General features: G+C 58.0%; 12 protein-coding genes. All 12 read right to left on the bottom strand.

The features are described 5' to 3' along the window. Positions 1 to 52: 52 nt before the first annotated feature. Positions 53 to 862 (bottom strand): sugar phosphate isomerase/epimerase family protein, encoded by an 810-nt coding sequence (locus I8J29_RS05810; RefSeq protein ID WP_208846706.1) that lies wholly within the window; start codon positions 860 to 862, stop codon positions 53 to 55. 56 nt (positions 863 to 918) lie between these two features. Next, on the bottom strand, positions 919 to 2,013 hold the full coding sequence (locus I8J29_RS05805) for a Gfo/Idh/MocA family protein (RefSeq protein WP_208846705.1): 1,095 nt from the start codon (positions 2,011 to 2,013) through the stop codon (positions 919 to 921). Positions 2,014 to 2,090: 77 nt separating this feature from the next. Next, on the bottom strand, positions 2,091 to 3,428 hold the full coding sequence (locus tag I8J29_RS05800; RefSeq protein WP_208846704.1) for a hypothetical protein: 1,338 nt from the start codon (positions 3,426 to 3,428) through the stop codon (positions 2,091 to 2,093). A 78-nt stretch (positions 3,429 to 3,506) separates the two neighbouring features. Further along, positions 3,507 to 4,007, bottom strand: coding sequence for a hypothetical protein (locus I8J29_RS05795; RefSeq protein WP_208846703.1), 501 nt, complete (start codon positions 4,005 to 4,007; stop codon positions 3,507 to 3,509). Between the two features lie 15 nt (positions 4,008 to 4,022). Next, complete coding sequence (locus I8J29_RS05790; RefSeq protein WP_208846702.1) at positions 4,023 to 4,898, bottom strand: SMP-30/gluconolactonase/LRE family protein; 876 nt, start codon at positions 4,896 to 4,898, stop codon at positions 4,023 to 4,025. 105 nt (positions 4,899 to 5,003) lie between these two features. After that, entirely contained in the window at positions 5,004 to 6,632 is a 1,629-nt protein-coding gene (locus tag I8J29_RS05785) for a glycoside hydrolase family protein (RefSeq protein ID WP_208846701.1), read from the bottom strand. A 239-nt stretch (positions 6,633 to 6,871) separates the two neighbouring features. Then, on the bottom strand, positions 6,872 to 7,906 hold the full coding sequence (locus I8J29_RS05780) for a zinc-dependent alcohol dehydrogenase (protein ID WP_208846700.1): 1,035 nt from the start codon (positions 7,904 to 7,906) through the stop codon (positions 6,872 to 6,874). Continuing rightward, a complete protein-coding gene (locus I8J29_RS05775) occupies positions 7,884 to 9,062 on the bottom strand; it encodes an ABC transporter substrate-binding protein (protein WP_208846699.1) in 1,179 nt (392 codons plus the stop codon). Before I8J29_RS05775 ends, I8J29_RS05780 begins: the two co-directional genes overlap by 23 nt. A gap of 12 nt (positions 9,063 to 9,074) precedes the next feature. Continuing rightward, positions 9,075 to 9,914, bottom strand: a complete 840-nt coding sequence (locus I8J29_RS05770) for an amidohydrolase family protein (protein ID WP_208846698.1) — start codon at positions 9,912 to 9,914, stop codon at positions 9,075 to 9,077. Positions 9,915 to 9,931: 17 nt separating this feature from the next. Next, positions 9,932 to 10,726, bottom strand: coding sequence for an IclR family transcriptional regulator (locus tag I8J29_RS05765; RefSeq protein WP_208846697.1), 795 nt, complete (start codon positions 10,724 to 10,726; stop codon positions 9,932 to 9,934). 12 nt (positions 10,727 to 10,738) lie between these two features. Beyond that, complete coding sequence (locus tag I8J29_RS05760) at positions 10,739 to 11,902, bottom strand: mandelate racemase/muconate lactonizing enzyme family protein (protein ID WP_208846696.1); 1,164 nt, start codon at positions 11,900 to 11,902, stop codon at positions 10,739 to 10,741. 20 nt (positions 11,903 to 11,922) lie between these two features. Next, positions 11,923 to 12,684, bottom strand: a complete 762-nt coding sequence (locus tag I8J29_RS05755) for a PIG-L deacetylase family protein (protein WP_208846695.1) — start codon at positions 12,682 to 12,684, stop codon at positions 11,923 to 11,925. Position 12,685: the final 1 nt, after the last annotated feature.

Below are 12,685 nucleotides of genomic sequence, written 5' to 3'. Positions count from 1 at the left end.
TTTTTCCGGGCATCGGCTTTCGTTCACTGTCTCGATGCGGGCCGGAACTCGCCTAGCCAAGCGATTGGATGAACCGGATGTAAACAGGCAGCGCCGCTTCCGGCTCTTCGATATGCGGATGCCACTTTTTCTCCCATTCGAACGAAAGCCATCCGTCATAGCCGTTCCGCTTCAAGATGGAGAGGCAGTCCGCCAAGGGCAGGTCGCCTTCGCCCGGCAGCCGAATCGCTTCTTCTTTCCCTCTGCCGAACGAATCTTTCAGATGCGTATGCTTAATGAATGGCCCGAGTTGCCGGAAGGTTTCCTCCACGCTTTCGCCCCGGCCGTGCTTATACGGATTGTTGACGTCCCACAACACGCCGACGGCCGGGCTTGACGTGCGGTCGAGAACGGCCAGCACGTTTGCCGACGCTGAAAAATCGCCGTGAGTCTCAAGCAGCACTTGCACGCCTTTGTCCGCTGCGTAATTGCCCAGCAGTTCGAGGGCTGCCGACACCCGGTTGATGATCGCCGTCTTGTTCGCGCCGACGGGAATCGCGTCGCCGAAAACGCGGATAAAAGGCGCATTCAGTGTATGGGCGAGGTCGATGCTTGCAACCCCTTCTTCGATTGCCGCTTCGTATCGGTTCGGATCGTGAAAGGCGCAGGATGTATCGATGCAGCAGATTTCCAGCCGGTTGTCTTCGAGCTGGCGAAGCGTATGTTCGATGGCGTCCGGCCGAAAAGGCGGACATTTCGGCAAGTACAGCTCTCCTTCGAGGCCGCGCAGCTCAATGCCGTCGTATCCGAGCCTTGCCGCTTCGTTTACGATTCTATCCCAGCTCCAGGCCGGACAGGCCAGGGTCGTAAAAGCCGTTTTCATCCGATCAGCCTCCAAGAGAATAAGCGTTATTCCGTCGAAACCGCTTCCGTAACGCTTTACGATCCGCTCGATTTCCGATGCTTGCTTGCGAAAGCCTCGTTTTGTTCGAAGCATTGTTCGATAACCCGAATCTGCCTGCGGACTTCTTCAAGCGTGATCGGAAGCGGTTCCCCGAGCGCGATCGTATTGTACAGCGCCCGGTAATACGACTCAGCCGCCGCGGTATACGGGTTCGCTTCCCGTTCATTCGCCGGTTCCCAGCTTTCTTCGTACCACGTCAATTGCTCCGAGCAATACGCCGGCGTTCCGTCCGCATGCTGCAAGGCTTCCGTAATCAACCGCTGCGCTGGCGCTTCTTCCGGCTTGAAATATTTCCAATCCAACCGGCCGTGCGTGCCTTTGATGCCGCCATGCGTACCCTGCACGACGTAAGCTGCGCCGGGATAGGCCGAACAGGACGACAGTTCAATATCAACGGTAGGCCGCCCGGCTCCGTGAAGAATCAGCTTGACGTAATCTTCGGCATCGCCGAACGAATTCGCCCGATCCATCAGGCAGAACACTTCCGGCTGTCCCCCCTGCCCGAATAACCGCACGCCCTGGTCGACGGCATGCGCCCCCGTATTGAGCAGGTTCCCGCCGTTCTTTTCCTGAAGCGTCTGCCAGTCCCATCTTCTCGAGAACCCGTTGAAGGAAAGACTCGCCTGCACGACGCGTCCGATGCGGCCCGAATCGATAATGTCGCATAGCTTACGGAATGCGGGGGCGAACCGGAGCTGATGATATACGGCAACCCGTTGACCCGTCTGATTCGAAACCTCGATCAGCCGATCCACGTCGGCCGTCCACCGCGCGAGCGGTTTTTCGCATAGCACGTGAAAGCCGCGTTGCATGCACGCGATCGATACGGGAACGTGCATGTGGCTCGGCGTGGCGTTCACGATCAACTCGATGTCGCTCATCCGGTACAAATCCTGATCGTCGGCCGCGACGTCGCAGCGCAATTCCTTCCGCGCCCGCTCGCGCCGTTCCGGAACCGGGTCGCTGATCGCGACGATTTCGAACAGCTCCGGCATGTTCATCATCGTGGCGGCGTGAATATCCCGCCCGCTTCGTCCTTGACCGATAATGCCGACTTTTACTCTTCTCATCTCGAACCGCCTTTCCGGTGTCGTCGTCCTGAATCCGCCGTTCGGATGAACGGCTATTTCCCGATTTTCGCAAGGGTTCAGCCGGAATTGGTCAACGTCCAGGATTTCGGTTCGTATACCTGCTGCCCATCCGTCCAGCTCGCATCGCCGAAGTTAACCGTCACGACGGTTCCGTCTTGAAAGGCCGTTCGCTGTACCTGCCCGTTCTTGGTCAGCGCGTCATAAGCGACGATTCTCTGCCGGCCGACTTTTTGATGCAGATCGGCAATCGGCTTGGCCAGCATTAGCGCATATTGAGTCTGTTCATCATGGAAGTCCATCTCATAGAAGGTATAGCCGTTCGAGAAGAAAACATCGTCCGCGGGACGATACATCTTGCCGCAAAGGAATACATGCGGAGGCGTTCCCTGCAAAGCATCCCAGAGCGATTGTTCGAGCGCCTTGCCGCCGCCCGCGGGCGTTACGTATAAGTCCCGATGATGCTGCCGTTGATGATGCGGATTGTTGTAGCTGTCGCATTCCCACCACACATTCATCGCGCTGTCATGGAACACGAGGGAATTCAGCGGTACCGTCCACCAATCGCGTTCTCCCCAAGACGGATACGCCATGACGCTTCCGCAATGAATCGCCTCTTGAAAGCCGTCGCAGAAGCCCTCCGTCGATACGGGACCGACAACCGACGCTTGTTCGAATAGATGCCTCCGGCATTCCGCATCGGCGGCTCGATCAAACGTCTTCTTCCCATACAAGTGGGGAAAAACAAGGTTGCCGGTCACGTCGAAATGCTGCGCCGTTAACTCCGGCCACATATGCCGCTGCGCCCAATGCATGAATTGGACTTGCGCATCCCCGGCGACGCTATACCACTTGTAATCGCCCGTCGACCAGCCTCCGGCATAGTCCCCTTCCTCATTGAGCCCCATGATCGCCCATAAGCCCCGATCGGAATTCGATTGCACGGCCGCCTCTCCGGGCCATGACCAGGAAGCAACGTGATAGCCTAAGCGCTTGATGTCCTCGTGCAGCCGGCTGATATCGATCCACCTTGCCCCTTCTTTCAGCGGCAGATCCGGATTGAAGCTGCGGAACACGGTGGGGTATACGAAGGCGTTATCGAAACCCATCTCCTTGGTCTGCTTCATCGCCGCCAGGTAGTCATGCCCGCTATCGAAGTAGCCGATGAAGAATTGAGCAGCTCCGAACATGGATTCGAGTCCCGGCGTCGTTTGCAGCTTTTCGTCCCAGGTGACGAATTGCCCTTTCGCTATTTTATAATCGCGGTAGGTTTGAGCCACATCGAAGACGCGAGAACGGCAAGGGCGGAAATACGTCGTATAGGATGGCGCGTATTGTCCGAACGTGGTCATCGGCACATATGCGATCTCGTCCTCCAGGTTGTCGCGCGCGCGCACATAAAGGTCATGCTCCCAGTTCAACTCGACGATGGCCGAGAGCGCGCCGTCCGATCCGAGCAGCCCCGCTACGCCGAGTTAATAACGGCCATGCGAACCGGGCGCAATGAGCGCCGCATACTCTCCCTTGTGATGCACGATCCCTTGGTAGATAGGCACGACGGCCGGCGATTCTCCGGACGCCGCTCGAACAATGCCCGGTGAAACCAATCGCGTCTCCGCGTTCCCATAGTCCCACGCTATAACATCGGTTCGTACGCGCAGGCCGATGGCGTCGAGCTCCCATACCTGAACGATGCGCCCGCCTGGGCCGGCAAGCTCGACGTGCAGCGCTTGCTGATCGGTTAGGACGGACTGCACCGCCCATTCCTCCTGGGCAGCGAGTTCCACCTGATCCTTCCCGCAGTGATGATTTACGAAAAAAGAAGCTGCCGGGACGGTAACCGGCGTGACGTTGACGGCACCGAGCGTCGCTTCCGGCCACAGCCAACGCTGACCCGACGACCGGTCCTCGAGAAGGATTCCCTCCCCTTCGCGGTATTGTAAACGGTACGTATGTGCATGCAGGATTGCGGACATCGCGAACAGTCCCCCTTAACCCATGAATGGATGGCTTAACGTCCCTCTCACGCCAACTTTGACTCGAAACAGTCCTCCTGCTTGAGGCTGCTCCGATAATGCCTTCTCATCAAGGCCGCTCCGGGCCGTCGTGATGTAGAGCTCGTCAAGCCGATCGCCTCCGAAAGCGCAGGAGGTGACGCGCGCGGCAGGTAACGAGATGGCGTCTATCCGGTTTCCGGTGCGCGGATTCCAGCGGGAAACCCGGCAGCCGTCCCATTGTGCGACCCAGAGCATGCCTTCGGCGTCAATCGTCATTCCGTCCGGCACCCCTTCCCCGTCCGGGATCGTCACGACGGTCCGCTTGCGGGTAATCGCGCCGCTGCCGCGATCATAATCGAACGCCACGACCTGCTTCGTAGGCGAATCAATATAGTACATGGTCGTATCGTCCGGGCTCCAAGCGAGCCCATTCGAGCAAGCGACCTCTCCGAACAGATGTCGAACTTGTAAATCCGTATCGAGGCAGTAGAGGCTTCCGGTCGGATCCGAACCTTCCAGCGGCATCGTACCTGCCCAGAATCGCCCCATCCGGTCGCATTTACCGTCATTGAAGCGATTGAGCCGCGGCTCTTGATCCACATGGGCCAACAAGGTCACGCGCGCTTGGTCAACGGCATAGAAGCCTTGTTTCATGGCGAGGACGACGCCGCCCGATTTTCTGACCGCGACGGCCCCGGGGCTTTCCTCAAAGACGAACGTCTCATTCGTCTGCTTGGCAGGACTGTAGCAATGGAGCTTCTTCTCGATGATATCGACCCAGTACAGCCGCTTGTTTGTTTCGTCCCAGCAAGGTCCCTCGCCAAGCGTCGCGCGCGCGTCGACCAGCAGTTCCAATGCGCTCTCTGTCATCAAGAAAGCTCCTCCTTGATAGCTGAATAGGCTTTCGACTCCGCTTAAGTACCGGCGCGGATCATCCCTGAATCATACTCCGTTCTGCCTTGATAGACGCTGCGTTCATTGCGCCTGCCTCCAGCTCTCGCCGAGCAGCGGGTCGTGACCCGGGATGTCGCCGCGAATGGAGGCGGAGAAGTTGGCGACAATCGTCGTTCCGTCGGCAAAAGCGGTTTCCTGCACGTTGCCGTCTTCGGACAAGATACGGAAGTGGATCATCTCCTGCTTCCCGATTTTCCGATGCAGCCGCGCGACCGGAAGCGCTTCCCGTAGAGCGAATTGAACTTCGGGATCCTCGAAGCGATAGCGATAGGCAAAGGTTTCTTGCCCTTTCCCCGTCCACATATACTGGGCTCCGAACGGAAACACGTCCGGCGGGCAGCCCATTAAGGCGTCCATCGCCGCTTGAATCCTTGCGCGGCCCCCTCCGTACTCGTACATGTTGTTCCCGTTGATCCGGCCGAAATACGGATTATTGTAGCTGTGCATTTCCCACCAGGAATGAATCATGCTGTCGTGATACACGAGCATGGTGAGCGGAATCGGCCAAAACGGCCATTGGTTGAACATCGGGAACGCCTTGACCGAGCCCAAGTCGTATTCCTTCGAATACGCGTCGTTGAAGCCTTCGGAACTCACGGCTCGCGTGCCGGCTTGCCCCGCGGCCAGCAATTTTTTGATCCATTCCCGGTCTTCCGTTCGCGAGAGCGGACGTCCCGCGTGGGCCGGATGATCCAGCGCGTAACATTCGTTGTTGGCTGCGCAAGTAATGACGTCGAAGTGATCCCACGTCATGTCCGAGAACGCGCCGGCGTTCGCTTGTTGTTGGAATGCCTCCATAAATGTCGTACACGCCCAATACCACTTTTGATCGTCGATCGCCCAATGCGGGATACGATTGCCGTCCGGGCTCTTCCGGTAGATGCGCTCGACGAAACCGGAATTGTCGTCAAGCGCCTCGTTCAGCCAACTCCATGGCGCAAGGTCGTAGCCTAACCGTTTGATTTGTTCCACGGTTTGGCGGCTCATATGAATCGGGGGCAAGCCGCCCATCAGAATGTCATTGTTATACGTGTTGAATCGAGCCGGATAAATCAAGGCACGGTCGAATCCGAACTGCCGCAGTTTTTCGCATTCCTTGGCATAATCAAGTTCGTCTTGGCAGTAGCCCGCGAAGCACATCAAACTGCCGAACAGCCGCTCAAGCGCCGGTCGTTCGGCAATCTTCTCTTCCCATCCTTTGAAGTTGCCTTGCGCGATGATTTTGCTTCGGTACGTCTTGGCAAGCGAGACGATATCGGGTTCGGTAACGTAAATTCGAGCTACCCTGTCATATCTTAACGTTCCGAGAGATTGGGTTTGCAAGTAGTTCGCCCAGCAGCGGCCGGTCGAATCCTTGCCCACTCTGAGCTCCAGATCGTCTCTTGTCTCCGCGGTGACGAGCAGCCCGCCGCTTGGCGACAGATAGCCGACAAGCGGCATGGCAAATCCGCCGTGCCTGCCTTCGCCTAATCGCCAATCGAATGGCGCTCCGCCGCCGCGCCAGAGCATGCCTTGCATAATCGGGAGCACCAGCTCCAGCGTTTCGCCGGATGGAACGAAAGAGCCGGGAAGGGAGACGTTTCCCGCTTCCCGCAATCGATCCGCCAGTAGACGTACCTCTACATAGTCCGCTTCCATTCGATATCGCATCTCGACTTCTTCTTCGCCGGCAAGATACGAAACCGAAAGACAGCGATCCTCCGTTAGCCCTGCTTTGAACGGAATCAGGCGCCGGGGAGCTGATTTGGCGCTTGGCTGGGCAGGATCCGCATCAAAGCCGAGCGATTCTTCATCCATCTCCCAGCGACTCCCTCTGCGCAAATCGACGAGAGCCAGACGGCTTCCGTCTTCCTTGCAGTAAAGGGCGGCATGAGCGTTTCGGATGCTTATCATCGCTTCGTCTCCTCGTCCTGATGGAGAATCATGGCTTTGATCGGATGAAATCGATCGGCAACCAGCCGGTTAAGGGATGCTGCCGCCTCTTCGAAGGAGAGGCGGTGCGTGATGATGTCCCTGACGTTGACTTTACCCGCCTCCACGAGATCCATTCCCTTATTCCACAGCAGCGGCGCCGAAATGCATGTCACGAGGGTCAGATCCTTGGAAACGATAAGATCCGACTCGATCGTCGGCTTCTTGGACCCGTTAAGTCCGTACAACACGATCGTTCCGCCCTTGCCGACATATTCAAAACTATCCGTAACCGCTTCCACGCTGCCGGAGGCTTCGATCGCGATATCGAAGGTTTCCTCTCCGAGGACTTCCCGCAACGACGAAGAAGCAAGGTTAATCGTGCGATCCGCCCCAAGCCGTTTGCCCAGCGCGAGACGTTCGTCACTCATGCCGACGAGCGTTACGCTTAGCGCGCCGTAGGCCTTCGCGAGCTGAAGGAATAACAGCCCGGCCGGTCCCGGTCCGAACACGATGACCTTGTTGCCGGCGACGCGCGGAACGCGCTCCATGGCGCCGAGCGTACAATTCAGCGGTTCCATCATAGCGCCTTCTTCGAACGTCAACGCATCGGGCAGGCGATACAAATTGCTTGGTTTGACGGCAACGTAACGGCCGTATCCCCCGCTGCCGAAGGTAGTGCCCAGTTCGCCGCCGGATGCGCACAAGTATTTTTTTCCGGATAGACAGGGCCTGCAATGTCCGCAAGTGACCACCGGGTCGACGACCACTCGCTCTCCGGCGAGCCAACCGGTCACTTTGGGGCCGGTCTCGGCGATTACGCCCGACATTTCGTGACCCAGCACCCAAGGCGGTTTGGCAAAATCCAGCGTTCCCCTGACCATATGGATATCCGTCATGCATACGCCCTCGGCCCTGATCTCAACCAACACTTCATCGTCTAGCAACGCGGGCTTCGGCCAATCCGCATCGAACCGAATCGTCCCGTCTTCAATCCACACGAGTGCTTCCATTGGACCCTCCTACTTCGCGAATACGTTGGGTTGCGCCGCTTAGCGCTTCGGCAGCCGACTTCTTCAGTCTCAAGCAAGCCAGCATCTCGGGCGTGAGCGCGTCGGCAAAGCTTAGATCGGCCGTCGGAAAAGCACCGCTGTGGACGACCTGCTCGGCGAATACCGAAAATGCCGAATCTTGGTCGTACAAGCGCATGCCCTTCTGCACCGGAAGCATGCCGATCGTGCGAATATGACGCGCGAGACGCTCCGGCCGAATCAATTCGCGCAGCCATTCCGCGGCTTCGGTTACGGGCTCTCCTCCCGATACCAGACCGTAAAAACCATAGGAGGCGAAGGATAACGGTCTCCCTCCTTGCGGACATGGCATCATCGCGACGCGCAGCCGCGTCCGCGGATACCGCTGCCTTTGCAGCAACAGCCAGTCGGATGGCCCGACGGTCATGCCGATTCGTCCATCCAATAGCTGCTCCGCAATCGAATGGCTGGGCGAATCGAGCGGTATGTTGGCCAAGCCCCGCGCGACCATTTCCTGCAAAAACGCGAGCCCTTTTACCGACCACTCGTGATCAAAGCGCAAGTTTCCCTGGTCGTCCGTCCATTCGCTTCGACCTCCGGCAAACAAATAGACGTAGCCATGGTCGATAAAATGTCCGTCCGAATCATCGTTGATTCCATAGGGAATCACATCCGGGAACCGCCTCTTTAATCTGTCCGCACAGGCTTTGAGGTCCTCCCAGGTCTCGGGAATGGATGAAATGCCTGCCTCTTCAAACAGCTGCTCGTTATACATGAAGCACCAGACTGCTCCATAAGCGGGAATCCCGAATTGCGCTCCGCTCCATGCCCCGATGTTGAAGACGGAATCGGGATAAAGCGCTCGCCAACGTTCGATTTCAAGCGGCATGCACGACGATAGGTTGCGCAGCATTCCTTGCGATGAAAGAGCGGGCAGCCAGCCCCCCGGGATGTAGATCAAATGGGTCGAGCCGTCTCCTAAGAGGCCGGTCAAGTCATGCGCCCACGTCTCCCAGGGCTGCTCGATCAACGTGCCCGAGATCCCCTTGCTCCGCCGGATCTCTTCGAACTCGCGCCGGAGAAAATGTCTCTCGGCTCCGGAAGGACCATGGGGAGGCTTATGAACGATTACGCTCATCGGCGGTTCCGCCTATACGAAGCCGAGAATTTCCGGCGTATTGCGATGAATGATCGCTTCGATGGTCTCCTCCGGTATGCGGGGCAGCTTGGTTCCTTCGGTTAAATCATTTATGCGCCGAAACGAATCCATCGTCTGCGCGGTCGTAAAGAAACTGTAATCCGAGCCGAACAGCACTTTGTTCGGAACGCCGTATTCGACGACATTCATCATGGCGTTATAAAATTGCCAAGGACGGCTGCCGAGCGCGGACATGTCGGCGTATACGTTCGGATTCTTGCGGATCAAGGACACGCATTCGCCGTGCCACGGATGCCCCAAATGGGCGATGATCATTTTCAACTGCGGAAACGTCCGCGCGATCGGGTCCAGCATAGCCGGCCTCGACGCATCCAGAAAGCCTTGGGATACGAAAGAAGTGCCCTGATGCCATAGAATCGGAATGCCGAGTTCGTCCGCTTTGGCGTACAACGGAAAGTACCGCTTGTCGTCCGGATAGAAATTCTGGTAGATCGGCGCCAGCTTCAGCCCCGACATGCCCAGCTCTTTGACCGCATGCTCCAGCTGATCGGGCGCATCCTCGTCGTGCGGATTGACGCTCGCGAAGCCGTAGAGCCTGCCCGGATGCCGGTTCACGTACGTCGCCACGTATTCGTTCGGCACCACGACGCCCGTTGCCGGACAATTGAAGGCCAGGACGATCGCGCCGTCGAACGACTTGACCGTCTCCCAATGCTGCTCGGGCGTGGCGATCAATTCATATTGCTCGCCCCATGCCCGCTTGGCGTCCGCCAAAAAGCTCCCGCCCACGTGACCGGGTCCGAAGACATGCGTATGACAATCAAATATCACGTCTATTCCTCCGTCTCTTAAGTAGGCGATACGGCCGATTGCCCGTGCTGCTCGGAGAAGCCGAGCTGCCGCGACAGCGCTTCGGCCGCCTGCTTGACTTTCTTGCCCGTTACCGGAATCAAATCATGCAGCAAATCGGATTGCAGCGCGGTGATGCTTACCGCGGCGATGACTTCGCCCTCGTGGTTGAAGACGGGCGCGCCGACGCAGCGTACGCCGAGCTCGCCTTCCTCGTCCTCAATGGAATATCCGGTTTCGCGAATGGAAGCGAGCACCTTCTTGAACACGTCCGGCGACGTGATCGTGTTGGGCGTGTATTTCCCCATTCCCTTCTGCTCCAGGATTTCGCACAGCTTCTCCTCCGGCAGATACGCGGCCATCGCTTTGCCGAGGCTGCTGATATGCAGGTCGGAGCGCATCCCTTCGAAGGTCGAGAACTTAATGAACGATTTCAACTCCACCTTGTCGACGAACATGATCTGGCCGTCGACCAGAATACCGAGATGCGCGGTGTAGCCCGTATCCTTCGCCAGCGCTTCCAGGAACGGACGCGCGAGCTTCTTCAGCTCGATCTTCGTCATGTAGCGCATGCCGAGATTGTACAGCTTGACGCCGAGCGAATACCGCCCCGCCGCGTTCTTGTACACCATATCGTACATCTCCAGCACGTTCAGGATCATGAACGCGCTCGTCTTGGGCAAGTCCAATCGAACATGAATTTCGGTCACGGTCATATCCGCTTCGGCTTCCGCAAGGAGCTCCAGTATGGCCATTGCTTTATCTAATGCGGGAACGCTGTATTTTTTCATCATTCTGCAGCTCCATTAATCAAGATCGGTAATGCGGGTATGTTCCACGGTATATTTGGCGATCACGTCATGATTCAGTTCCAGGCCGAGACCGGGCTTATCCGGCACGACCAAAGTCCCGTCCGGTTCCAAACGGAGCGGTTCGCATACCAGCTCCCGGCTCAGCGGCGTGTCGTTGGTGCAGAATTCCTGAAAATGCGGATGCTTCTGATAGGCGTTCAAGTGCAGCGACGCGGCCGTCAACACATCGGAGGTCCAGGCGTGCGGAATGAGTATCTTGCCCGACTTCTCCGCGAGATCGACGAGCCGGCGCGCTTCGGTGAGCCCGCCCATGCGCGAGACGTCCGGCTGGATGACGTCGACGCCGCCTTCTCTGATCAGCTGCTCGTATTCGTACATACCGGCAAGCTGCTCCCCGCAGGCGATGCGGACGTCGACCGATTCGGCCAGCTTCCTGTAGCCGTTCAAATTGTCGGAATGAAGCGGCTCCTCGACGAAGAAGACGCCGTGGCGTTCCAGCTCCTTCACAAGCTGGATGACGAGCTTCACGTCGGCGGACCACATCCCGTCGACCATGATCTCCATCTCGCTTCCGGCTGCCTCGCGCGCGGCCGCCACGAGCTCGACGACCTTGCGCGGTTCTTGCGTGACGACGCCCCAGCCGAACTTCATCGCCTTGAAGCCCATGGCCCGATACTTCTGTACCGCGTCTTTCATTTCGGCCGGGGTGCCGCGGAACAGCGTGCTGGCGTAGGCCGTGATCCGTTCGTGATTCCGGCCGCCGAGCATGACGCTGACCGGATTGCCCGTCGCTTTGCCGATAATGTCCCAGACGGCGATGTCGATCGCGCTCATCGCATGAATGGCGGCGCCTCTGCGGCCTTGGTAGAACGCCGATTGGTACATGGCCCGCCCTATTTTCTCGTATTCGAAGGGATTCTGGCCGAGCACCGCGTACTTCAAGCCTTCCGAGAACTTCGAGATGTAGCAGGGTGCATCTATGAAGGCTTTGATAACATGCGGATGCGAATCGCAGTCGGCGATGCCCGTAATGCCTTCGTCGGTGTGAAGCTGGACGATCAAGGCGTACTTGGGACCGCGGGAATCGCTGTTGCCCGCATCGATGCCGTAATTGTACGGACTTTCCAGAATCGAGAGTTCAATGCCCGTGATTTTCATGCGTGCGCCACCTTTTCGGATCAGATCGATTCGATGCCGTTTTGCGTCGTTTTATAGATGAAGCGGCTCTCGCCGCTCCCGACCGGAAGCAGCCTTCGCGACAGTCCGCGATACCAAGCCTCCACCTTCGTGAAGCCCTCCGCATATTTGCAGCCGGCCTGATAGCCCCTGAACTTCCCGACCGTCTCGACGACGTCGTGCAGATCGACGTCCAGCAGGTCGCGGAAAATCCGGGTTTGGCTGGCATGCTGGGCAAGCGCCTCTTGCTTGAGCGCGATGGTCTCGGTAATATCGACGAATTCCGTCGGCTGAAACGCGATGCCGCCCAAATTATCCATGAAGTAAACGGTCACCTGGCGGTCCGTCGCCGGATGTTCCGTCTTGACGTTGCCTACGCCGGCTAGCGTAACCGCGTCCCACACCAGCTCGTGCGTATACCGATGGTCCGGATGATAATCGTTCGGGCCATGCGTAATGACCAGATCGGGATTGACGCTTCGAATCGCGTCGACGAAACGAAGCCGGGCCGGCAAGTCGTTGATCAGCATTTCATCCTCGTAACCGAGCCAAATCGGCGTTGCGCCGATAATCGCGCAGGATGCCCGAAACTCCGCTTCGCGGACGCGCGCCAGCTCCGACGGCTCCACGTCGAAATTGCCTTTGTCCCCGTTCGTCGATACGGCCATGAAGACTTCATGGCCCTGCTTGGCGTACATGGCCAACGAGCCGGCGCATTGCAGCTCGATGTCGTCCGGATGGGCGCCGATTGCCAATACTCGCATG

The sequence above is a fragment of the Paenibacillus artemisiicola genome, assembly GCF_017652985.1.
In the GTDB taxonomy this organism is placed as follows: Bacteria; Bacillota; Bacilli; order Paenibacillales; family Paenibacillaceae; genus Paenibacillus_Z; species Paenibacillus_Z artemisiicola.
The sequence above is the reverse complement of the archived record's forward strand: the minus strand, read 5'-3'. Positions and strand labels throughout refer to the sequence as shown.